We start from the raw sequence: 24496 nt of genomic DNA, 5'->3' as shown, positions 1-24496 counted from the left end.
TGCTATTGAAAACAGTTTTTTTATTTCAGATTTCTCGATTAAAGACGTTTTAAAATATAGCTTTGTTCGGCGTTTTTACAGGAACTATGTGACAGGGATAATTAATGTTGGCAATTGTCAAGAGGGTGATATTGCCAACAATGCTGTGAGCGGCGTGATTGTGCCTTGCCAATCGGGATGTTGAAACGGTAATTTCGCGCCTTGCGAATGTTTTTCATTCCCATTGTCATTATTGGAACGATCAGGAGACCCTTCATGAACCTGCGAAAATTCATCCTTGGACTGGCACTGACGACGGTTTCGTTCTCTGTTGCCCAGGCCGCGCAGGAAGTGAATGTTTATTCATTGCGTCAGCCGTTTCTGATCAAACCGATGTTCCAGAAATTTACCGAAGAAACCGGTATTCGCGTTAACACGTTGTTTTCGCAAAGCGGTTTGGTTGAGCGCGTGAAGCATGAAGGGCGCAACAGCCCGGCTGATTTACTGTTAACTGTTGATATTGGTCGTATTCAGGATGCGGTTGATGCGGGTGTTACCCAATCGTTGACCAGCGACATTATTGAACAGAATATTCCGGCGCAATATCGCGACAAGGACGCCCAATGGGTTGGGTTAACAACGCGGGCGCGGGTGATTTACACATCGCTTGACCGGATCGAACCTGATGCCATTGCCAGTTACGAAGAACTGGCCGACCCGAAATGGAAAGGTCGTATTTGTATTCGTTCGGGGATGCATGTTTACAACATTGCCCTTGTTGCCTCCATGATTGCCCATCACGGCCCGGAAGATGCCAAAAAATGGTTGATCGGGTTAAAGGATAATCTGGCGCGCAAACCGCAAGGCGCCGATATTGACCAGATCGAAGCAGTTTCCCAAGGTGTGTGCGACGTTGCGATTGGCAATTCGTACTATTACGGCAAGATGCTGGATGATCCGAACAAGGCCGATGCAGCCAAACAGGTGCGGATCGTTTTTCCCAATCAGAAAGACCGGGGCACGCATGTAAATATTTCCGGTGTTGCCCTGATGGAAAATGCGCCGAACCGTGAAAATGCGCTAAAACTGGTCGAGTTTTTATCGGGCGACGAAGCCCAGCATATGTATGCCGAAGTTAATTTTGAATATCCGGTGAAATCGGGTGTTGTGTGGTCGGAAATGGTGGCCTCGTGGGGCACATTCAAGGCTGACGATTTACCGTTGAACGAAGTGGCCAACTTGCGCGGTGATGCCATTCGCATGATCGACGAAGTTGGTTTTAACGAATAAAGCATCGGTGCAAATTGGCAGTTAAACAGGACATTCGCGGCACCGGACCCAGCGAAACATTTGATCCCTTGCAACAGAGGCCCATGGTGCATTCGATGCGCTGGTGGGGTCAGGGGCAATCGTCATGGTGGCTGGGTGGTGCAATGCTGATTGCAATGCTGGTGGCTGCACCGATTGTGGCGGTGGTCTATCTGGCAGTGTTTCCCACTGAAAATATCTGGCCGCATCTGGCATCGACCATGCTGCCACGGTATTTGTCCAATACCTTTATTTTAATGTTGGGTGTTGGCATTGGCGTAACTGTGATGGGCGTTTCGTCTGCCTGGGTTGTGACCATGTGCCGTCTGCCGGGGAAACGGTTTTTTGAGTGGGCCATGTTGTTGCCGATGGCAGTTCCAGCTTATATCGTGGCATATGTTTACACCGATTTGCTGGAATATGCCGGGCCGGTGCAAGGCACGCTTCGGGCGTGGTTCGGGTTTCAATCGGCGCGCGATTACTGGTTTCCCGATATTCGCACCAAAGGCGGTGCGATTGTGGTGCTTAGCCTGACATTGTATCCCTATGTTTATATGTTGGCCCGCGCGGCGTTTTTGTCGCAATCGGTATGTGTGCTTGAAGCGGCCCGCGTGCTGGGGCGGGGACCGTGGAATGCATTTGTGAAGGTGGCTTTGCCGCTGGCGCGCCCGGCTATTGTTGTCGGCGTCATTATTGCGCTGATGGAAACCCTGAACGATTTTGGCACCATAGACTTTTTTGCCGTTCATACCTTGACCGCGGGTATTTTTAACGTGTGGCTGGGCATGGGCAATGCGGGCGGGGCGGCGCAAATCGCCTTAACCATGCTGGCGGTTGTGATGGTGCTGATTGTCGCTGAACGTTATTCGCGCCGTCGTCAGCGTTTTCACGATACCACGTCACGGTTTCAGGAACTGCCGGGCTATGAACTGGGGTTGGGGGCGAAGGTGGCTGGCTTGCTGATTTGCAGTCTGCCCATTGTGCTGGGTTTTGTTATCCCGGCACTGGTGCTGGTGTATTATTCGGTCGGTTATTTTGACCAATCCTGGACCAGCGACTTTTTTGAATTTGCCCGCAACAGTCTGATGGTATCGGGCCTGGCAACATTGATGGCGGTAAGTGCTGCCCTGTTTTTGGCTTATGCCCTGCGTCTGTTTCCCAAACCGGCCTTGCGCGCCTGTATCCGGTTGGCTTCGGTGGGGTATGCCGTGCCGGGGGCCGTGCTGGCGATTGGTGTTCTGGTGCCGTTTGCCGGGCTGGATAATGCGGTAGACGCGTTCATGCGCGATCATTTCGGAGTTTCCACCGGGCTGATGTTAAGTGGCACAATTTTCGCCATCGTTTTTGCCTATAGCGTACGGTTTATGGCTGTTTCCTATGGCTCGATCGAGGCTGCTTTGGGCAAGGTGCGCCCCAGTATGGATGATGCCGCCCGGACTTTGGGTGAAACCCCGTTTGGTACGTTAAAGCGCATTCATTTCCCACTGGTGCGCGGCGGTATTTTGGCGGCATGTGTGCTGGTGTTTGTTGATTCCATGAAAGAACTGCCCGCCACCCTGATTTTGCGCCCGTTTAATTTCGATACATTGGCAACGCATGTGTACCAATATGCCAAGGATGAAATGATTGAGCAGGCCGCCCTGGGCGCACTGACCATAGTTGTGGTCGGCGTTATTCCTGTGGTGATGCTAAGCAGGGCAATTTCCCGGTCCCGCCCGGGGCACCACGGATAATTCCAGGTGCCACTTGGGGGTTCGTGCTGATCGCGCTATCACAGGTCAGGTTTCCATCTATACATGCAAGGTAATCACCATGGTCGATACATCTGGTTCTTCTGTTTCTGATGCCCGGGCCAATATTGTTGCGGATGTCGGGCAGCAGGCAGGCTTGACGCCGATCCATGTTGCCCTGGCACAGGCCTGCGCCCAAATTCCGGTTTTTGCACAAACCGAAACCCGCAATTTGACTGATTGTTATGGTGCCATTTTGCGCGAGGATGTCGTTGCTGCCGTTAATGTGCCATCCGTTGATAATTCTGCGATGGATGGCTATGCCTTGCGGCTTGATGATATTGAGGCGTTGCCAAAATCGGGTGCTTTGACCATTCCGGTTGCCGGTGTTTCACTGGCGGGGCATCCTTTTGTTGGCGATGTGCCGGTTGGGCGTGCCATTCGCATTGCAACGGGTGCCGCTGTGCCCGCCGGGGCCGATGTTGTTATTATTCAGGAAAACGTCACGGCAAACAGCGATGAAAGTGAAATTCGCATTGAACGTGATGCAGTGGCACGCTTGCGGCGGGGCGATAATATTCGTCGCATGGGCGAAGATGTTAAAGTGGGCACTATTGTGCTTTCTGTCGGTAAAAGGCTTCGCCCGCAGGACGTAGCTGTGGCCGCAGGGCAGGGCAAAGGGGGCCTGGTTGTTGCACGCCCGCTGCGGGTTGCCGTTTTTTCCACTGGCGATGAACTGTCTGTTCCCGGCGACGCATTGCCACCCGGGGGCATTTACGACAGCAACCGCTTTGCCATGATCGGTATGATGCGCGCCATTGGCTGCGAGGTAACCGACCTTGGTTTGCTGCGGGATGATTTTGACGTTTTGCAATCGGCCTTGGGCGATGCGGCGCAAAACCATGATGTGATTTTAACATCGGGTGGTGTATCGGTCGGCAAAGCTGATTTGTTAAAGCCGGTGGTTGATAGTATTGGTGAAATTCACGCTTGGAAACTGGCAATTAAACCCGGCAAGCCGTTGATGCGGGGAAAAATTGGCAATTGTCTGGTGCTGGGCTTACCGGGTAATCCGGTTTCTGTGATGGTGTCGGGGTTGTTGTTTGCCGTGCCGTTGTTGCTTCATATGATGGGTGCCCGCGATGAAGATCGGACAGCCGTGCGGTTTCAGGTGCCGGCCGGGTTTGCCCTTAAACGGGGCACAGGACGTCGGGAATGGTTGCGCGCGCGGCTGCACCGTAACGGGAACGGGCAACTGGTGGCCTTGCCGTTTCGGTCCAGCAGTTCGGGTGTGCTGTCGTCCATGGTGTGGGCCGAAGGGCTGATAGAACTGGCCGAAGACCGCGCCAGTGTGGGCCAGGGTGATATGGTCGATTATATCCCCTTTGCCGGGTTGCAGGCATTTTAGCCGGAGCCGGTTTTGTCGTTAAATCGGGCAATAAATTTGTCAACTGATCCAGATCATTGAAGCAAACCGGCCTGCGCACCCATTGTTGTAATGCAATCGGGCAATGCGCAAGGAGGTTTTTCAATGACCCTTTCGGTAACATTTTGTGGCGCTGCGGGCGGTGTGACCGGGTCTTGTTACCTGTTGCGCACACCGGCAGGAAATTTTTTGATTGATTGCGGCATGTTTCAGGGCAGCAAGACAGTCAAGGAACTTAATTATGGGCCCTTTCCTTTTGACGCCAGCGACATACGCGCGGTTTTGTTGACACATGCCCATATTGACCATTCAGGATTGATCCCGAAACTGGTTAAGGCCGGGTTTGTTGGTGTGGTTTTTGCGACCGAGCCGACATGTGACTTGCTAACCTATATGCTGCCTGATTCCGGCTATATTCAGGAAACGGAAGTGGACCGGTTAAACCGCCGCAATGCCCGGCGAGGCCGCCCGCAGGTTGAACCGATCTATACCCGTGAGGATGCAGAAAAAGCGCTAAAGCGTTTGCGCCCGGTCGAGTATCACCAATGGATAGAAATTGCCCCGGGTTTTGAGGTTCGTTATTGGGATGCCGGGCATATTTTGGGGTCTGCCTCGATCGAGGTGCGCATTGATGGCGAACCGGGCCATAAAACCCGCCATTTGCTGTTTTCGGGCGATATTGGTACTGGTGAAGCGGTTTTTAATGATGCGCCCGAAGGCCCGTCGGATGTGGATTATCTTTTTGTTGAAACCACATATGGCGATCGGCAACGAGTGGACATGGCCGCCGACGAACGCAGAACCATGTTGGCAACCGAAGTGCGCGAAGCGCTGATTGCGGGGGGCAACCTTGTCATTCCCAGTTTTGCCGTGGCCCGCACCCAGGAATTGCTGGTTGATTTGGCGGCATTGTTTAACAGTGGGCAATTGCCGAAAGCCGATGTTTTTATCGATAGCCCGCTGGCGCAACGTGCAACGGGTGTTTTTGCCCGTTACCTTGACGCGCAAGATGCCCGCGCCCTTAATCATCCCAATTTTCATATGGTGCCCGATGTTGAGGCCAGCATTCAATTGGCCCGTATTAAAGGGGGAGCTATTATTCTTTCTGCCAGTGGCATGTGCGATGCCGGGCGGGTGCGCTATCATTTAAAAAACAACCTGTGGCGCCCGGAATGCACGGTGTTGCTGGTTGGATATCAGGCGGCAGGTTCGCTGGGGCGCATCTTGCTTTCCGGGGCGAAAAACGTGCGTATTCATGGCGATCAAATCCAGGTGCGTGCGCGGGTGCGCAACCTTGATATTTATTCAGGTCATGCCGATCAGCAAACATTGCTGGAATGGGTGAAGGCGCGCCTGCCGGTTCACAAGGCAATATTCCTGACCCATGGCGAAAATCCGGCGCGGACCACCTTCCGCGATCTTTTGATCGCCAATGATATTCCGGCAAAGCTTTTATCAAGCCCATCCCTGGATCAAACAGTTGTATTGCGCAGGGGCAAGGATAACCAGCCGCCCATTACCCGCCGTCTTGGTCATGATGTGATGTCGCGCGAGGATTGGCATAATGATTATGCCCGTACCCTGACAGCCCTTTCGGAAAAACTTGCTGCCCTGTCGACCAATCGGCAACGCGAAAAATTGCTGGCAAAGCTGACAAGCACTATAGAGCGATCATAAGGCTGGTACAGGCAAAAGAGATTGTCACCATGGACGGGGGAAAATGGTGACCAATGCAGGGCAGGGGGCAATGGCTTTCTGCCCTGTATGCGTTTTGATGTTTAAGCGGTGATGTTCGACAAAATTTTATTCCCGGGTTGATGAGGCGGAATAATTTTCAATTTTTGGGGAGTTGCGGGCAAAGTTTTTGCATCTGGGAAGTTGGCGTTGTTGCTGGATTTTGGCGTTTTTTGCGCCAATTCACCATGTCGTGCGCGTTTCTGATGGTTGCATATGTTTGAAATCTGCTAACTATAGGACAGATTTGCTTGTGATTATTTCAATTCCTGTCACCTTTGAAAAAAAGAGGCGATGGGAGGTTCAATGGGACATGAGTGATTTACACCGGCAAGGTTTTTGCCGTAATGGCGATCATGTCTTTGGGGGCACCTGAATTGCGGACGGTATTATGTCTTTAAAGGGCGCACGCGGCTATCGTGTTCTGATTTACAGTCACGACACATTTGGTCTTGGCCATTTGCGGCGGTGCCGCACCATTGCCCATGCCTTGGTTGATAATCGTGACGATGTTTCGGTTCTGATCCTGTCAGGATCGCCGATTATTGGCAGTTTCGAGTTTCGTTCACGGGTGGATTTTGTCCGCATTCCGGGCGTAATCAAGCTGTCTAATGGTGAATACACATCGCTTAACCTTGATATTGATGTTGATCAGATGCTGGCGATGCGTGAATCGATCATTCAGCATACTGCTGATGTTTTTGATCCCGATTTGTTTATCGTTGATAAGGAACCGCTGGGCCTGCGCGGTGAAGTCGAACCCACATTGAAATTGCTTAAAGAACGCCATACCCGGCTGGTTTTAGGTCTGCGCGATGTGATGGACGACCCCGAAACCCTTCGCGAGGAATGGCTGCGTAAAAACTGTACGCCTGCCCTGGATACCTATTACGATGACATCTGGGTTTATGGATTGCGTGAAATATGCAATCCGCTGCACGGCATTGATCTTGCGCCCGGTGTTGAGGAAAAAATGACCTATACCGGGTATTTACCGCGTACGGCGACCCGCAAACCGGCACCTGAACATGGGTCTTTGGGCTTGGACGAACCCTATTTCCTGGTGACCACCGGCGGTGGGGGGGACGGGGTTAATCTGGTGGATTGGGTGATTAGTGCCTATGAAGCTGACCCTGATATTCCCATGCCTTCTTTGGTGGTGTTGGGGCCGTTTATGCCCCCCGCCGATCAGCAGGCATTTATGGAACGTGCCGAAAATATCGACAAGTTGTCGCTGATTACCTTTGACGCCAATGTGGAAATGCTGATGGCGCGCTCAAGCGGTGTTATTGCCATGGGGGGCTATAATACATTTTGCGAAATCCTGTCGTTTGACAAACCGTCGATTATTGTGCCGCGTACCGTGCCGCGTCTTGAACAATATGTTCGTGCTTCACAGGCTGAAAAACTTGGCCTGGTGCGAATGTTAACCGAGGAAGGCGGGCGGCCACCCCTTGAAATGGCAGAGGCTCTGCGCGGTTTGGCCGCACAACCCGCGCCATCCAGTGTCACTGTACCGGGTTTGATGGGCGGGCTTGAAACTGTATCGACCATGGTGGAACGCTGGCTGCCGCGCGAAATTATTGATGCAGAGTACGCAACGGCATGACTTCGGCCAATCTTGCGGGCGTTGACCATATTGCCATTGTTGTAAAAGGGTATCCGCGCCTGTCTGAAACATTTATTGCCCAGGAAATTCTGGGTATTCAGCAAGCAGGAATTCCTTATCGTATTGTTTCGCTGCGTCATCCGACCGATAAAAAACGCCATCCCATCCATCAACGTATTACCGGTGCTGTCGATTACCTGCCTGAATACTTGCATAATGCACCGATGCGGGTGGTGGCCGGGTGGTGGAAAGCGCGTAAAATGCCGGGTTATGCTGCTGCAATTGCGGCCTGGAAGCGTGATTTTCGCCGGGATACGACGCGTAATCGCATTCGGCGGTTAGGGCAGGCCATGGTAATGGCGGCTGAATTACCTGCCGACGTTACTCGGATTTATGCCCATTTTTTACATACACCGGCATCGGTTGCCCGTTATGGCGCGATGATGCGGCAATTGCCGTGGTGTTGTTCAGCGCATGCCAAGGATATTTATACCAGCCCCGATTGGGACATGCGCGAAAAGCTGGCCGATATGGACTGGCTGGTGACTTGTACACGCGCCAATGTGGACCATTTACGCGCGCTGGCCGATAACCCCGAAAAGGTCAATTTGCTGTATCACGGGCTGGATTTTTCGCGCTTCCCCGAACAATTGCCAACCCGGCCCATGCGAACGGGCAATGATGCAGCGGACCCCGTTATTATTTTGTCGGTCGGGCGTCTGGTTGGCAAAAAGGGTTATGATGACCTGTTAAAAGCGTTGGCAAAACTGCCCAAAGATCTGCATTGGCGTTTCGTCCATATTGGCGGTGGTAATGGGGCAAAATATTTGGCCCTTGCCGAAGAACTTGGCATCGCAAAAAATTGCGACTGGCGGGGGCCACGTGACCAGGCCGAAGTGATTGCCGCCTGCCAGAATGCCGATTTGTTTGTGCTGGCCAGCCGTATTGAAAAAGACGGTGACCGCGACGGTTTGCCTAACGTGTTAATGGAAGCCCAGCTTTGTGGATTGGCGGCAATATCAACCAATATTTCAGCCATTCCTGAACTGATCGAGGATGGGGTGAACGGGCGGCTGGTACCTGAACGAAACCCAGACATACTCTCGGTTGCGCTGGCTGAAATGATAGCGGATCCTGAAGGTCGCACCAAAATGGGCACGGCCGGAAACGAAATCGTTCGCCGGGATTTTTCCTTTCATGCCGGGATGCGTGAATTGGGACACCGGTTTGGTCTTGCTGACGATGATCAGGAAACGACGGCTGTTTATAACAGGGATATTACCCCGGTGGCTGGTTCTGCTTCCGGGGCGGAGTAAGTGCCGTGCGGATTGCATTTTACGCCCCGTTAAAGCCGCTTGATCATCCGGTTCCATCGGGGGACCGGCTTGTGGCTCGGTTGCTTGTCACAGCGTTGGAACGGGCAGGATTTGCCGTTGACGTGGCGTCAAAGCTGCGCAGCCGGGTAGGGGATGGCAACAGCCTTCGTCAGGCACAGTTGGCTGAATTGGGCGGTGCATTGGCCCGACGGTTGATCCGCCGGTACGAAAACGGCTTTTTACCCCGTCCTGATGCTTGGTTTACCTATCATTTATATTACAAGGCCCCTGACTGGATTGGTCCTTTGGTTGCCCGTGAACTGGGAATCCCCTATTTTATTTGCGAGGCGTCGCACGCGCCAAAACGGGCAACCGGCCCGTGGGCAGCCAGTCATCGTGCGGTTGAACATGCCCTTGAGCAGGCGGCGGCTGTTTTTTTTCCAAACCGGGCCGATATGGAATGTGTGTTGCCGGTTTCCGGCGCGCCAAAATTGCATTTTTTACCTCCCTTTGCCGACATTGCCACCTGGGCCGGTTCTGCAGACAATCGGGTAAAACGGCGTGAAAATACATCGTCGGATGTTATTCGCCTGATCACGGTTGCCATGATGCGGTCGGGCGATAAAATGCAGTCCTATAAGATTCTGGCAGCAGCCCTGGCTGATTTGCCCGTAGCGCAACAGGGGCGTTGGCATTTAACTTTGGTTGGCGACGGCCCGGCCCGTGCCGACGTTGCAGCATTGTTTGCACAGTTTCCCAAACATCAGGTTCATTTTGCCGGGCAGTGTGACCCCGTTGCCACACGGCAACATCTTGCACATTCAGACCTGTGTGTGTGGCCGGCAATTAACGAGGCCTATGGCATGGCCCTTTTGGAAGCACAGGCAGCAGGTGTGCCGGTGTTGGCCGGGAACAGCGGGGGTGTTGGCGGCATCGTGGATGATGGTCAAACCGGATGGTTGGTCGCAGCCGGGGATGTTGCCGCATTTTGCCAGGCATTGTCCTATTGTCTGGATGCACCCGAAACATTGGTGGCGGCGGGAAGTGCGGCAGTAAAAAATGCCCGCCAGTTTCATGATGTTTCGTCGGCGGCGGCAAAACTTTATCAGGTGATGCGGCCGTTTTTGACACGCCCGTTAGATAGCCCGATAGATGACGATCTTGCAGGCGATGGTCATGAAACCTGATTTTACTTTCGCCTTGTTACGGCATGGGGCCACACAATGGAATGTCGAGGGCCGTATTCAGGGCCATCGCGATATTGGTTTGCTTGATCAAAGCCAAATGCAGCTTTCAGGGTTTCGGATCCCCGATGATTGGGCCAGACTGCCGTGGTACACAAGCCCGCTTAAACGCACCCAACAAACCGCGGCAGCCCTTGATATTGCGTCGGTGGGCGTTTTGGCCCCATTTATCGAAATGGATTGGGGTGACTGGGAAGGGCAGAAGCTTTCGTCGTTGCGCAGCCAACTGGGCACCGAAATGACTGCAAATGAAGAGCGTGGCTGGGACTTTCGCCCTGATAACGGCGAAAGCCCACGGGATGTTTTGTCCCGGGTGCGAACATTTTTGGCGCAGTGGCGGGATGGCAATTTTGGTGTTGTTACCCACAAGGGCCTGATTCGCGCGGTTTATGCCGGTGCAAGCGGATGGGACATGACAGGGAAAATACCGCACAAATTGCGCTGGGATGCTGTGCATGTTTTTCGCTGGTCAGCAAAGGACGGTTTGTCGATCGTGCAATTGAACATACCGTTCGTATCCATCAGATAATGCCAATCAAAAGGATGCCATAATGACGGACGTCATGATTTATGTTCAGCACCTGTTGGGAATTGGCCATGTGCGCCGGACGGCATTGCTGGTTCAGGAAATACAAAAAACCGGGTTGAGTGTTGGCGTGGTAAGCGGGGGGATCCCCGATGATGCCATTGATTTTGGTACGGATACCGTTATTCAGTTGCCACCCTGCCGAAGTGCTGATCACGGGTTTTCCGGTTTGGTGGATGAAAATGGCACAGCTGTTGATGATGCCTGGAAAACCCGGCGCCAGCAGGCCCTTTTTGATGCCTATCGCGATCTGTCACCAGAATTATTGATGATTGAAATGTTTCCCTTTGGGCGTCGTGCTTTTCGGTTTGAATTGCTGCCTTTGTTGGAAAAGGCCGGGCAGGACGGGGTGAAACGGGTGTGTTCGGTGCGCGATTTGCTGGTGCGCAAAACCGATATTGCCAAGGAACGCTGGATGCGTGATGTGGCATTATCGCATTTTGATACCATACTGGTGCATGGTGATCCTGTGGTATTTGGATTTGATCGCAGCTTTCCCTTTGCTGGCGATCTGTCGGGTAAACTTGAATATACTGGCTATGTTGCCCCGCAAATGCCCCAGGGCAGGGCGCCGCGCAATGGTGTTATGGTGTCGGCTGGTGGCGGGGCGGTCGGCGTGGAACTGATCCGCACCGCGATTGCCGCAATGCCGCATTCGCAAAAATATGCTGATGTGCCGTGGGATATTATTACCGGTCCGCATTTTCCAGCAGAAGATTTTGCTGCGATAAACCGGCACTTGCCGCAAAATATGACCTTGCACCGGTTTTTATCCGATTTTCGCCACCGTTTGACCCGCGCCAGCGCATCGGTATCGCAAGCCGGATATAACACATTGATGGATGTGCTGGCTGCCGGTGTGCCCTCGGTGATGGTGCCATTTGCCGAAGGCGGTGAAAGTGAGCAAACCGAGCGGGCCGAAATTTTTGCCGCGAAAAACATTATTTCGCTGCTACCTGCGCCGCAATTGACCCCGCTTGCCCTGGCAAAAGCGATTGATAATGCAGATTTTCCCAAGGAATTTGAATTATCGCTGGACGGGGCGCGTATAGGTGCGGCTAAAATCAGGGCAATAATAATGGGAAAAGACCATGGGCACCTGGGATGACCTTCGCGCCGAGCTTGATAGCTGGGCGCAGACCGATAAACGCGCGACGATGTGGTGGCGGGACGATGATGCTGTTTCCGTTACGGACGAGCTTGAGGAGATTTTGTCCTGCGAGCGCAGTTATCATGTGCCTTTGGCGTTGGCGGTCATTCCTGGAAAGGTCGAAAATGACCTTGTTGATCGGCTGGTTGAAACCCTTGATACCCGGATTTTACAGCATGGCTGGCGTCATGAAAATCACGCGCCGGCAGACCGTAAGAAACAGGAACTCGATGATGTGCGCCCGGCCGAATCCGTTTTAGCCGAGCTGCAATCCGGTTTCGATGTCTTGACGGCACGTTTCGCCAGCCGGTTTTTGCCGGTGATGGTGCCACCATGGAACAGAATTTCCCCACAGGTGCTGCAAGGTCTGCCAAATATCGGTTTGCGCGGCGTGTCGACATATGGTCCGCGTCGTCAACCTTATGCTGCGGACGGGTTATTGCAGGTTAACACCCATATTGATGTAATTGACTGGCGCGGCACGCGGGGGTTTGTGGGCGAAGATGTGTGCCTGGAGGCCATGATTACGCACCTGAAGGCCAGACGGACAGCAACAGTTGATCCGGTTGAAACAACGGGCCTGTTGACCCATCATCTGGTGCATGACAGTGCCACGACGGCTTTCCTTCATGACCTGTTTTCGTTTGAACATCCAGCCCTGTCATGGCAGGCCATTGCAGGGGTTTTTCCATGGCAATAAAGCAAAACACACCAAATCACGTGTCGTCATCATCCGACAACGGGGATTCAGGGGGCGCCGCAAGTGGCAGGCAGGAGAATGATAACGTGCTTGATGCGCCGCCAGTTGTGCCGGCCCAGGCCGATTTGCGTAATACAGATGTGATGGTAATGAAATATCCCCGTCGGGTTGTGATGCCGGATTTGATCCGGGCGGTTCTGGGTATGGTCCTATGCGCGGGAATTGCTGTTACGCCCGATATTATTGAATTGCTGCGCTGGGTGGCCGCCGCCCTGATTTTACTGTTTCTGGTTTATTTGCTACGCACGCTGTTGCGTATGCAAACACGAATGCATGTATCTGAATACGGGGTTCGCCAAAGCGGGGTGTTATCGGGGTCTGCATTTGGCTGGTCGGAACTTTCGGGATTTCGTCTGCGTTATTTCAGTACGCACCGCGACGGTAAAAAAGGCTGGTTTGAAATGACCTTGCGGGCGACCGGAACCAAACTTGTTGCCGAATCAACCTTGCATGGTTTTGACCGGTTGCTGGACCTGGCCCGTGAGGCCGCGACGGAAAACCAGTTGATGATTGATGATGTGACACGAACTAACCTGATGCGCCTGGATGAGGCGGACAATATAGTGCGTGCGCATACAGGACATGGCGGGGCAAGGGGCGAGGGGCAATGATCGATATTCTGCGTGTTCGCGATCTTGAGGTGGAATTTGTTACGCCTCATATGCGAACCAGGGCCGTTGATAAAGTTAGCTTTCGGATCGGCGCGCAGCAAACTGTTGCACTGGTTGGTGAATCCGGCTCGGGTAAAACAACAATATCCCAGGCGATTATGGGGATTTTGCCCAAATCGGCACGGGTTGCTGGCGGCAGCATTGTTTTTGCGGATCCTAAAAAGCCCGGAACCCGTGTTGATATTGCCATGTTATCGGCCAATAGTGCCGAAATGCGCGCCATTCGTGGCGGTAGTATTTCCATGATCTTTCAGGAACCGATGAGTTCGTTATCGCCGATCCATACGGTTGGCGATCAGATTTGCGAAGCCGTGCGTCTGCATCAGAAAGTTGGGGCCAGCGAAGCCCGCAACCTGGCGCGTGAAATGTTGGAGCTTGTCGGATTTCCGAATGCCAAATCAGCATTGCGGACTTATCCGTTTGAACTTTCGGGTGGGTTACGCCAGCGTGCGATGATTGCCATGGCGCTGGTATGTCGCCCGGCATTGCTGGTCGCTGACGAGCCGACAACCGCCCTTGATGTGACCATTCAGGCGCAAACATTGCGATTGATAAAGGATTTGCAGCAAAACCTGAAAATGTCAGTGTTGCTGATTACCCACGATTTGGGTGTTGTTGCCAATATGGCCGACCATATGGTGGTGGTTTATAATGGCCGTGTGGTTGAACGGGGTAAAACCGAGGATATTTTTATTAATCCCGGTCATGCCTATACCCGCTCGTTGTTGCAGGCGGTGCCGCACTTTGACATGGCCCCTGGCGAGCGCTTGACGCCCCTTCGCGATATAAAACCACGCACGGATGGCCTGTTAACGCTGGTTGATAAATTTGATCGCAAAATGGCACGTTTGGAACAGCAGGCAAATGCCGGCCCCAAACATGCAAGGATGGGCCCTGTTGCGGGACATAGCACGCGAGATGGCGTACATGGCGGGGCAGGAGCCGATGCGAACAGCCCGCCAAATTATTCAGCTGACCAGGCCAATACCGGGCCGGATGGCGCGGAACCGGTAAATCGCCGATTATCGGAAGGCATGCGCGGCGAGGCGGTGTTGGCTGTTTCGCATCTTAGCAAGAGTTTTCCGGTGCGTAAAAGCGGCTGGTTTGGCATGGACGAACGGCGCATCGAGGCCGTAAGCGATGTGTCCCTGACTGTGGGCCGCGGTGAATGTGTCGGGCTGGTTGGTGAAAGTGGTTGTGGCAAAACAACCCTTTCGAAACTGATTATGCGGGCGATGGCACCTGATAGCGGCAGTATTCTGTTTCGCGGTGAAAGCGGGCAGATGACCGAACTTGTCGGGCTGGATGAAGACCGCCTGGCCCCTTATCGCAAACGTATTCAGTTTGTGTTTCAGGACCCGTTTTCATCGCTTAACCCGCGCATGACGGTACAGGACCTGATTAGCGAACCAATGTTAATTCATGGTGTTGGCACATCGGCATATCGGCGCAAAATGGTGCTGGAACTGATGGAAGTTGTCGGTCTTGATCCGCGCTTTCTAAACCGTTACCCGCATAGTTTTTCAGGCGGGCAGCGCCAGCGTATCGGTATTGCCCGCGCCTTGTGTCTGCGCCCTGATCTTTTGATCCTTGATGAACCCACATCTGCACTTGATGTATCGGTTCAGGCGCAAATACTTAATCTTTTAAAAGATTTGCAGCGCGACCTTAACCTTACATATCTGTTTATATCGCACAATTTGGCAGTGATAGACTATATGGCAGACCGGATTGCGGTGATGTGTGCCGGGCGTATTGTTGAATCTGCCCCGCGCGCCAGCCTGTTTCGCAACCCGGCGCATCCCTATACCCAGGCATTGTTAAATGCCGTGCCTTATGCCGACCTTGATCATCCGCTCGATTTTTCCAAAATCATTGATGGAAAATGTTCCGACCCGGCGGCCTGGCCAACCCCCTTTACGGTTGATCGTATGTCGAGCCCGCCAATGGTTCAATTGGCCGAAGATCATTTTGTTCGCATGTCCCGACCCGATTACCAGGAGATAGCTGTTTGATGGTATCGCCCGCAAATTTTCAGACCACCCGCATCGAGGTTGATAGTGCATCGTCTGTAAACCGGCGACGCTGTGCAGGTATGCAAACCTTGCGCGCGGTGGTCGGCGGCGGGGCGGCATTGTTGTTTGGCTGCACCATGTTAAGCCAGGCGGCATGGGCCGAGGTGCCGTATTTTTCTGATCAGATCAAAGCGGGTACCTTGCCGCCGATGGAACAGCGGTTGCCTGAACATCCGTTGAAAATGGATTTTGCCGATGCAGGCAAGGAGATCGGAAAGTATGGTGGTGATCTGGTTACCATCATGGGGCGGTCCAAAGACATTCGGATGGCGGTGGTTTACGGCTATACCCATTTGGTTGGCTATGATCAGAACCTGGAATTAAAGCCCGATATTCTGGAAAGCCTGGATGTGAATGATGAGGGCAGCGTGTTTACGTTGCATCTTCGCAAGGGGCATAAATGGTCGGACGGGGAACCTTTTACGGCTGAGGATTTCCGGTTTTACTGGGAAGATGTTGTTAATAATGATCAGCTGTTCCCGGTTGGTCCGCCCCGGTTTTTGCTGGTCGACGGCGAACCCCCGAAATTTGAAATACTTGATAAATATACCGTGCGTTACAGCTGGTCGCAGCCCAACCCGTTTTTCCTGCCTGAACTGGCTGGAACGCGACCACCGTTTATTTACCGGCCGGCGCATTATCTGAAACAGTTTCATGCGAAATATCAGGACCCGCAAAAACTTGATGCGATGGTCAAGGAACGCAGCCTGCGCAATTGGGCCGTTCTTGAAACCGATATGGACCGGCCCTATAAACTTGAAAACATCAATCTGCCCACGTTGCAGCCGTGGATTATTCGGACCCAGGAACCGTCAGACCGGTTTATTTTTGAACGGAACCCGTATTTTCACCGGGTTGACCCCGATGGGAACCAGCTGCCTTATATCGACCGGATGATTTTTAATATCGCCAATGCCAAACTGGTGCCTGCCAAGGTGGGGGCTGGCGAGGTCGATATTCAAAGCCGAATTCTGACGTTAAAGGACTATACGTTCCTTAAACAGGCGGAAAAGGAAAAGTCATATCATGTGCGGTTATGGGATGTTGGCTATGGCAATTATGCCACCTTGTATCCGAATTTAACCGTATCAGACCCGGTGTGGCGTAAATTGTTGCGTGATTTGCGGTTCCGCAAGGCATTGTCACTGGCGATTAACCGAACCGAATTGAACCGGGTGCTGTTTTTCGGGCTTGCTACGCCACGTAACAATACGATTTTGCCTAAAAGCCCGTTATTTAAAAAAGAATATGCCAGCGAAAATATTGGTTTTGACCTTGATAAGGCCAATGCCCTGCTAGATGAAATCGGGCTTGATAAACGCAATGACGATGGCATTCGTCTGATGCCCGATGGCCGGCCACTGGAAATTATCGTTGAAACAACGGGGGAAAACCCCGAACAGGACGATATTCTCGAACTGATTGGCGATAGCTGGAAAAAGGCGGGCGTGAAGCTTTATGTCAAGGCGTTGCAACGTGAAGTAATGCGTACCCGTGCCTATAGCGGTGATACCGTAATGTCGATTTTTACCGGCATTGATAACGGGCTTGCTGTGCCGTCTACCGTGCCGTCGGAATTTGTTCCGGTTAACCAAGACAGTCTGCAATGGCCCAAATGGGGCCAGTATTATGACACCAGCGGTGAAGCGGGTGAACAACCTGACATGCCCGAAGCCCGGGAACTGATGAAGCTATACGAAAAATGGCGTACAGGTGGCCCCCATCAGCAAAAAAAGGCGTGGGAACATATCCTTGATATTAACGCCGAAAATCTGTTTTCTATTGGTCTGGTCGGCAATGTTCCGCAGCCTGTTGTGGTGGCAGACGGTTTGAAAAATGTTCCGGAAAAAGGCATTCACAGCTGGGAACCCGGCGGGTTTTTTGGCATCTATCATCCCGATACCTTTTGGTGGGATCGTTAATTAGAGTAATTTGACGTGCCGGATGGGGATGGTACGTTAAAACCGGTCACACAGGGGGAAGGTGCCGATGCTGACATTCATGGCCAGGCGGTTATTGGTAATGATACCGACACTGATTATGATCAGTGTGCTGGTTTTCATTGTCATACAGCTTCCTCCCGGCGATTTTTTAACCACATATCTTAACGAGCTAAAAGCACAGGGTGAGGCGGTTGACCCGGCCAAAATCGCTTTCCTGCGTGCCCAGTATGGCCTCGATGAGCCGCTTTATATGCAATATATCCATTGGGCCTGGGGGCTTTTGCATGGCAATCTTGGCTTTAGTTTCGAGTATAACTTGCCGGTAACCGAGGTTGTCGGGGATCGTTTGTGGTTATCAATGGTGCTTAATTTCAGCACCATCCTGTTTATCTATCTGATCAGCTTTCCGATCGGCATTTATTCCGCCACGCGGCAATATAGCTGGGGTGACTACGGTATTACCCTGCTGGGGTTTCTCGGCCTGGCCATGCCCAACTTTTTGTTTGCCCTGGTGCTGTTGTATTACGCCAATGTGGTGTTTGGCACTTCTATTGGCGGGTTGATGGACCCGGAATTTATAAATGCAGGGTGGTCCTTGCCCAAGGTGATGTCGGTGATTGAACATTTGTGGGCACCGGTGCTGGTGATTGGGACATCAGGAACGGCAGCGATGATCCGCCGGTTACGCGCCAACCTGCTGGACGAACTGGGCAAGCAATATGTGGTTACCGCAAGGGCCAAGGGCCTGTCACCGATGAAGGTGCTTTTTAAATATCCGCTGCGTATGTCGTTAAACCCGTTCATTTCCGATATTGGCAATATCCTGCCGCAGGTGGTTTCAGGATCGGTTCTGGTGTCGGTGGTGATGTCTTTGCCAACAACGGGGCCAATGTTGCTGTCGGCCTTGCAAAGCCAGGATATGTATCTGGCCGGGTCTTTCCTGATGTTTCTGGCCTTGCTGACGGTGGTGGGCATGTTTGTCTCGGATTTGTTGCTGGCCTGGCTTGATCCGCGTATTCGCCTGCAGGGGAGCATATCGGAATGAGCCGCCATACCCCTGATCGTTCTGATGAACATTTCGTTGATACACAGCCTTTCGACCCATGGGATAAGGAAGAACTTTCGCCGGCACAGGAAAAGTATTTTCTGGCGTCGCAATGGAAGTTGATCTGGTGGCGGTTAAAACAGCATCGCCTGGCGCTGATTTCGCTGATCATTCTGGCCATAATGTATTCGGCGATTTTCATTGTCGAGTTTTTGGCACCCTATGCACAGGAAAGTCGCGACAGCCAAAATATCCATCATCCACCACAGGGCATTCATTTATTTGATGATGGCAGCTTTGTCGGGCCATTTACCTATGGCACCGATTTTTCCATCGATATGGAAACCCTGAAACCGATTTATACGCCCAATCCCGAAAAAATAGACCGGTTACGGTTTTTATGCTCTGGCGATAAATACGAATTTTGGGGGTTGTTTGATGCCAGCCTGCATCTGGTGTGCCCGGCAAAAGACGGAACCCTGTTCTTGCTTGGGACCGACAGGTTGGGACGCGACATGTTCTCGCGCATTATTTATGGAGCGCGCATTTCCCTAACCATTGGCCTTGTCGGTATTGCTGTCAGTTTTGTTCTGGGCGTGCTGATTGGCGGGGCGGCCGGGTATTTTGGTGGCTGGGTTGATAGTTGCGTACAACGTGTTATCGAAGTGATCCGGTCCTTGCCGGAAATTCCCCTTTGGATGGCATTATCTGCGGCCTTGCCGGTCACCTGGAGCCCGGTTCTTATTTATTTCGGCATTACCATTATTTTAGGTCTGATCGACTGGACAGGCCTTGCCCGTGCGGTGCGGTCCAAGTTTTTGGCCCTGCGCGAGGAAGACTATGCCCTTGCTGCCCGGTTAACCGGGGCAACACCCAAACGCATCATCGCGCGCCATTTGCTGCCCAATTTTGCCAGCCATCTGATTGCGTCGGTCACACTTTCCATTCCCAATATGATTTTGGGGGAAACCGCGCTTAGCTTTTTGGGGTTGGGTTTGCGCCCACCGGTGACAAGCTGGGGGGTGTTGTTAAACGAGGCACAAAACATTAATGCCGTTGCGGTTTATCCGTGGCTGATGTTGCCCGTGGTGCCGGTGATTATTGTGGTGCTGGCATTTAACTTTTTGGGCGATGGCCTGCGTGATGCAGCCGACCCTTATAAAAACTGACATCGATGCCAGTACGATATCGATAGTGTTTTAGTTATTCATAATGCCGCGTGGTTTTAAAAATGGGCCACGCGGCATTATCGTTTTTGCGTGTTCATGGGGCCGCTTCGTTATTTCTTGCGTAACCACAGACTGGTTTCAATGCTGCCGTCTATCAAAGGCAGGTCATTGGCAATGGATGCCGTGACTGTATCTTTCATGAAGTTATTGGCATAGGCCGACGACCACAGGATATCAAAGCCGTTGCCCGCCAATAGTGCCGCAACACCCTGTTGTTCGTTATAACCGCGCCATTGCCAGATGGAGGGGTAATCATTGGGCAGGCAAATGTCGTGGATGTGGATGATGACCCCGGCGGGAAGCATGGGCAGCACATTGGAAAATAACATGTCCACATCGGTGCCGGGCATCAGGATATGGCTGCTATCGATTGATAAAATATCGCCCGGCAGTAAATCAGCGAAAACGGCCATTGGCACCTGCTGAACGATCTTTTTGTGGATCGTGATCGGCAATAGGGCAATATCTGCACGCGGGGCCGGGTCGATGGCCGATATATCGGTATCAAGCCCTTCATCAAGCACGGCGCGATAGAAAAAGCGCGTACTATGGCCGGAACCAACCTCGACAATGCGTTTGGGGCGTGTTTCACGGGTGATGACATAGGCCATCATGCCATCCATACCGGGAAACCACCCCTGTTCCCAGCGCGGGTCGGGCGGGGTTGCCTTATTAAACCCGACAAGGGAATCGCGATATAGTTCAGCCTTTAACAGCCATGCTTTCATATCATCGCGATGCCGGGAAAATTGCTGTTCCAGGGTGGTATAATGCGGGCGACCAACAGCGTTCCTTGTTTGGGCCGCATAACGATAAGGGATGAAATAACCCGCCGGTTCTTTGCCAAACAGGGTTTTGATTCCCAGTTTCCAGCGACGAAATTTTTTGGCAAAGGGAAGGTCGGTCATTTGCTTCCTTTATGGGCCTGTAACGGCAACGAATGCGAAGGGACAGATGTTTATCCGGTTTTAGGCCAGGGGCAAAGGGGCAATCGCGCGGGAGGATGGCGGATTTGCCTAATTGCGACAGGTCCAACTGGCGGGCGGCAGCTTATATGGGAATGGCTTGTCCTTCGGTCCAGCGGCGGCACAACCAAAGGGCAAACAAAAACGATATCGCCGAAAACACCACCATCAGGAAATAGGCGCTTGATCCGATATGTTCAAATATCGGCCCCGATGCCCAGATCGACCCGCCGAGAAACAGCCCCATCGACAAGGTTGCCATCAGGCTTTGCGCCGACGTTGCGATTTGCGATGGCACGGCACGGGCAATAAAACCAATGGCGGCAAGATGGGTGATACCAAATGTCAGGGCGTGAAGCGGTTGTACCAGTAAAATCAGCCAGAAATTATCGGTCATGCCCAGGACCGACCAACGGACAATGCCGCCCAGTGCGCCAATGGCAAATAAAAGACCGGGATGATAGGCACGCATATATTTACCGGCAACAGCAAACAAAACAATTTCAGCGGCCACACCGGTGGCCCAGAACAGGCCAATGACATCGTGCGAAAACCCGACATCTTCCCAATGGACCGAGGCAAAGCCGTAATAGGTACCGTGGCTGGCCTGGGCAAAGCAAATACAACCCAGATAAACCAGAAATGTCGGGCATTTCAGCAAAAACATGATCGACGAACCACTGCGTAATGGCCGGTCGGTTTGCGGGTTGGGCATTTGGGTGATGATAACGAAATTAACAATACCCGCCGCACACAGCATCCAGATAATGGCGCTGTTGCCGGTGGCATCCAGCACCCAGCCCGCCCCGTAGGACGCACCGATAAAGGCCAGTGACCCCCATAAGCGTACCCGACCATAATCAAGATCCTGGCGTTTGCATTCATGCACGGTAATCGTGGTGCCAAGCGGCAGCAGCGGTGCAAAGCTGAACCCGATGATGGCGGACAGGCCGAGTAAAAACCAGAAATCATCGGCAAAGCCAAAGGCGATGATGGTCAGGATGTAAATCCCGGCCAGAATGATCATGGGGGTTTTGCGGTTGCCAGAGCGATCGGCCTGTTGGGCAATCAGCGGGTCGGCAAAAATCCGGATCCAGTTTGGCAGCGATAACAAAATGCCAATTTCCCCGCCGCTTAACCCGTGACCCTTAAGCCATACCGGCCAATAGGGCAAAAACACGCCCTGTATTAAAAACAGACCGACAAAAAACAGGCCGAGTATGATGGCAGTTTGTTTGCGGGTAGCATCGGTATTGCGTGTCATGGGGCGAGGAGTCCGCGTTTGATGGCTCTAATAATATAACGGGCAGGGTGCAGGGCTTCTTGAACAAGAGGGGGCACGTCGTGTTTATGACCGGTGATCTGACAGGCAATCATGTTTGCTGCCAGTGGCGCGCCGATCATGCCGCGTGCACCAAAACCGGTACAGACATACACGTCTTTATGGTACGGCGCACTGCAATATCGCGCATAATAACGGCCTTTATCAAGGTCGGGATAGGCATTCAGATAAGCTGCGTAATCCGGTGCCGGGCCAATCATCGGAAGATGGTCCGGTGTGGTGGTACGCAGCCCGGCTCGCCCGCCAAGGGTGCCCGGGCTTAACCGTGCGGCAAGGTCGGGTACAGCCAGCGCCAGTTGGGCAATGTTGGCTTCGTGGTCGTTTTCCGTAATGTCGATATTGTTGGCGTGGCGGTCAAATGTCGCGCCAAAAACATGCATTCCCGCCCGTTCCGGGGTTAAATACCCCTTGTGGCTCAGGACACAATTTACTTTCAAGTCTTCAAGCAACGTATTGGAAAAAAATGATATTTGCCCACGCAGGGCGACCATGTAATCGCGCATCCATGTGGTTTGGGCAAAATTTGCTGTTTCCATCGCCCCGGCAATAATCACGGCACCAAAATCGCCAACAGACAAACCTTGCCGGTCATACAGGCGCGCACCGCTGCCTTGAAGGGGCGTAAGGCGGGCAATTTGAATGCCTTGTTTGATGGTTGCCTGCGCGGTTAACACTCGGCACAGCGACGGCGGATTAACCCAGCCTGCATCTTTGTAAAACAATCCACCGGTGGTTACAGTTAAGCCCAGAATATCGCTGGCGGCCGCTTGATCAAGGGGCTGAACCGATGTTGCGCCATCAACCGCTGGCAATTTTGACAAGCGGTCAAGGATCGCCTGCTGGCGGGAGGCATCACGCGGGGTGGCGGGCAGGGATAACACCCCGCAAAATGCCGCCTCAACATTTCTGCCCTCGGCTAAAAGTTGTCGCACAAGGTTGCTGCTATGCTGGTATCCGGCTTCGTAAAACTGGCCCGCCAAACTGTTATCGGCTGTCACATATGGTTCAAGCATCCCAATCGGGTTGCCCGAGGCACCCTGTGCCAGATGATCATGCTGTTCAAACAGGGTGGCGCCAATGCCAAGCTGGTTTAACGCATAACAACAGGACGCACCGGCAATGCCGCCACCGATGATGGCCACGTCGTTGTTATGCGATGTGTTGCGAATAAACGGCGTAGCAGGGTCGAACCACGGTTTGTCGGCAGGTTTGCTGCCGCTTTGTGGGTCAACCGGTTTTGTCATGCGCTCAGGGCTTCGTCACTGGCATCACGCACCAACGCAAGAGCCGCCCGCACAACATCGCTTCCGGCATCCTTGCGATGAGCGTTTTCGCTGATGTAACGGCGCCATTGTTTGGCGCCGCGCAGGCCCTGAAACAGGCCCAGAATATGCCGGGTTATATGCCCCAACATGGCATTGGGTTCATCCAGATGCGCATCAATATAAGGTAACATGGCCTCAACCACCTGCTGGCGGGTGCGCGGGGTGATCGTATCATTATAAAAACGCCGGTCAATATCGGCCAGAATATAAGGGTTCTGATAGGCTTCCCGGCCAATCATGACACCATCAACATGGGCCAGATGTGCTTCGGTTTCATCCAGCGTTTTGATACCACCATTAATGATGATCTCAAGCTCGGGCAGTTCCTGCTTTAATTGATAGACCAGGTCATATTTAAGGGGTGGAACCTCGCGGTTTTCCTTGGGGCTTAACCCATTTAACCAGGCTTTGCGTGCATGCACGATAAAGGTTTTGCAGCCCGCATTGGCAACGGTTTCAACAAAGCGTTTTAACGACGGGTAGTCTTCCTGGTCATCAATACCAATGCGGTTTTTAACCGTGACCGGTGCTGCCGATGCCGCCACCATTGCCCGAATACAATCAGCCACGGTATCGGGCTGTGCCATTAAACACGCGCCAAAGGCCCCGTTTTGCACCCGATCAGACGGGCAGCCGCAATTAAGGTTAATTTCATCATAGTTATAGGAATTGGCAATGTTACAGGCGCGCGCCAGGTCATCGGGGTTGCTGCCACCAAGCTGAAGCGCAACCGGATGTTCGGCAGTGTTATAACGCAAATGCCTGTGGGCATCGCCATAAATGAGGGCACCGGTTGTGACCATTTCGGTATAAAGCAGGGCATGTCGGCTGATCAGCCGAAGAAAAAAGCGATCATGCCGGTCTGTCCAGTCCATCATCGGGGCAATAGAAATACGCCGGTTGACAGTCATGCCATCCTGTTCCTGAAATGGTTTTAATCCTTGGGGTTGCCGTAGTGTCGGCGCGGTCTTTATATAGTGTCTTGGATTATGGTGCAAATGTCTGCATTCAGGCAGGATGACATGGCAGCTTTGCACGCATCTGGCAGACAGGATTATT

Annotated in this window: 19 protein-coding genes; 15 read left to right on the top strand and 4 right to left on the bottom strand. The window is 52.7% G+C overall.

The genetic code is table 11. The features are described 5' to 3' along the window. Positions 1-255: 255 nt before the first annotated feature. The 15 genes from THS27_RS12815 (at position 256) to THS27_RS12740 (ending at position 19745) form a co-directional block, all read left to right on the top strand. Positions 256-1269 (top strand): Fe(3+) ABC transporter substrate-binding protein, encoded by a 1014-nt coding sequence (locus tag THS27_RS12815; RefSeq protein ID WP_085591440.1) that lies wholly within the window; start codon positions 256-258, stop codon positions 1267-1269. Positions 1270-1352: 83 nt separating this feature from the next. Then, positions 1353-3020, top strand: a complete 1668-nt coding sequence (locus tag THS27_RS12810; protein ID WP_139835576.1) for an iron ABC transporter permease — start codon at positions 1353-1355, stop codon at positions 3018-3020. Positions 3021-3099: 79 nt separating this feature from the next. After that, positions 3100-4425, top strand: coding sequence for a gephyrin-like molybdotransferase Glp (gene glp / locus THS27_RS12805; protein WP_085591436.1), 1326 nt, complete (start codon positions 3100-3102; stop codon positions 4423-4425). A gap of 123 nt (positions 4426-4548) precedes the next feature. Next, positions 4549-6120: an MBL fold metallo-hydrolase gene (locus THS27_RS12800; RefSeq protein ID WP_085591434.1), complete on the top strand. Its 1572-nt coding sequence runs from the start codon at positions 4549-4551 to the stop codon at positions 6118-6120. A 448-nt stretch (positions 6121-6568) separates the two neighbouring features. Then, positions 6569-7786: a glycosyltransferase family protein gene (locus THS27_RS12795; RefSeq protein WP_085591432.1), complete on the top strand. Its 1218-nt coding sequence runs from the start codon at positions 6569-6571 to the stop codon at positions 7784-7786. Continuing rightward, positions 7783-9102: a glycosyltransferase family 4 protein gene (locus tag THS27_RS12790; protein ID WP_085591430.1), complete on the top strand. Its 1320-nt coding sequence runs from the start codon at positions 7783-7785 to the stop codon at positions 9100-9102. The genes THS27_RS12795 and THS27_RS12790 overlap by 4 nt, the downstream gene beginning before the upstream one ends. 5 nt (positions 9103-9107) lie before the next feature. Then, a complete protein-coding gene (locus THS27_RS12785; protein ID WP_085591428.1) occupies positions 9108-10289 on the top strand; it encodes a glycosyltransferase family 4 protein in 1182 nt (393 codons plus the stop codon). Further along, the gene (locus THS27_RS12780) at positions 10279-10875 is read left to right on the top strand and encodes a histidine phosphatase family protein (RefSeq protein ID WP_085591426.1); all 597 of its coding nucleotides are present in this window, start codon (positions 10279-10281) and stop codon (positions 10873-10875) included. The genes THS27_RS12785 and THS27_RS12780 overlap by 11 nt, the downstream gene beginning before the upstream one ends. Positions 10876-10897: 22 nt before the next feature. Further along, a complete protein-coding gene (locus tag THS27_RS12775) occupies positions 10898-12040 on the top strand; it encodes a glycosyltransferase family protein (protein ID WP_085591424.1) in 1143 nt (380 codons plus the stop codon). After that, a complete protein-coding gene (locus THS27_RS12770; protein WP_085591422.1) occupies positions 12024-12782 on the top strand; it encodes a polysaccharide deacetylase family protein in 759 nt (252 codons plus the stop codon). The genes THS27_RS12775 and THS27_RS12770 overlap by 17 nt, the downstream gene beginning before the upstream one ends. Then, positions 12773-13453 (top strand): hypothetical protein, encoded by a 681-nt coding sequence (locus THS27_RS12765; RefSeq protein ID WP_246832952.1) that lies wholly within the window; start codon positions 12773-12775, stop codon positions 13451-13453. The genes THS27_RS12770 and THS27_RS12765 overlap by 10 nt, the downstream gene beginning before the upstream one ends. Further along, the gene (locus tag THS27_RS27395; protein ID WP_246832951.1) at positions 13450-15528 is read left to right on the top strand and encodes an ABC transporter ATP-binding protein; all 2079 of its coding nucleotides are present in this window, start codon (positions 13450-13452) and stop codon (positions 15526-15528) included. The genes THS27_RS12765 and THS27_RS27395 overlap by 4 nt, the downstream gene beginning before the upstream one ends. After that, positions 15528-17510 (top strand): ABC transporter substrate-binding protein, encoded by a 1983-nt coding sequence (locus THS27_RS12750; protein WP_246832950.1) that lies wholly within the window; start codon positions 15528-15530, stop codon positions 17508-17510. Before THS27_RS27395 ends, THS27_RS12750 begins: the two co-directional genes overlap by 1 nt. A gap of 67 nt (positions 17511-17577) precedes the next feature. After that, positions 17578-18576 carry an ABC transporter permease gene (locus tag THS27_RS12745; RefSeq protein WP_085591420.1) on the top strand — a complete coding sequence of 333 codons (999 nt, stop codon included), beginning with the start codon at positions 17578-17580 and terminating at the stop codon, positions 18574-18576. After that, positions 18573-19745, top strand: a complete 1173-nt coding sequence (locus THS27_RS12740; protein WP_085591418.1) for an ABC transporter permease — start codon at positions 18573-18575, stop codon at positions 19743-19745. Before THS27_RS12745 ends, THS27_RS12740 begins: the two co-directional genes overlap by 4 nt. A gap of 110 nt (positions 19746-19855) precedes the next feature. Here the strand turns inward: THS27_RS12740 and THS27_RS12735 are convergent, their stop codons facing one another. The 4 genes from THS27_RS12735 to dusA all read right to left on the bottom strand — a co-directional run bounded on the left by THS27_RS12735 (position 19856) and on the right by dusA (position 24348). Continuing rightward, positions 19856-20713 (bottom strand): class I SAM-dependent methyltransferase, encoded by an 858-nt coding sequence (locus THS27_RS12735; protein WP_085591416.1) that lies wholly within the window; start codon positions 20711-20713, stop codon positions 19856-19858. Positions 20714-20855: 142 nt separating this feature from the next. After that, positions 20856-22034 carry an MFS transporter gene (locus THS27_RS12730; RefSeq protein ID WP_085591414.1) on the bottom strand — a complete coding sequence of 393 codons (1179 nt, stop codon included), beginning with the start codon at positions 22032-22034 and terminating at the stop codon, positions 20856-20858. Continuing rightward, on the bottom strand, positions 22031-23356 hold the full coding sequence (gene mnmC / locus THS27_RS12725; protein WP_085591412.1) for an FAD-dependent 5-carboxymethylaminomethyl-2-thiouridine(34) oxidoreductase MnmC: 1326 nt from the start codon (positions 23354-23356) through the stop codon (positions 22031-22033). The genes THS27_RS12730 and mnmC overlap by 4 nt, the downstream gene beginning before the upstream one ends. Then, positions 23353-24348 (bottom strand): tRNA dihydrouridine(20/20a) synthase DusA, encoded by a 996-nt coding sequence (gene dusA / locus THS27_RS12720; protein WP_085591410.1) that lies wholly within the window; start codon positions 24346-24348, stop codon positions 23353-23355. Before dusA ends, mnmC begins: the two co-directional genes overlap by 4 nt. Between the last annotated feature and the right edge of the window lie 148 nt (positions 24349-24496).

Origin of the sequence: Thalassospira sp. MCCC 1A01428, assembly GCF_002115825.1 — a bacterium.
GTDB lineage: Bacteria > Pseudomonadota > Alphaproteobacteria > Rhodospirillales > Thalassospiraceae > Thalassospira.
The sequence above is the reverse complement of the archived record's forward strand: the minus strand, read 5'-3'. Positions and strand labels throughout refer to the sequence as shown.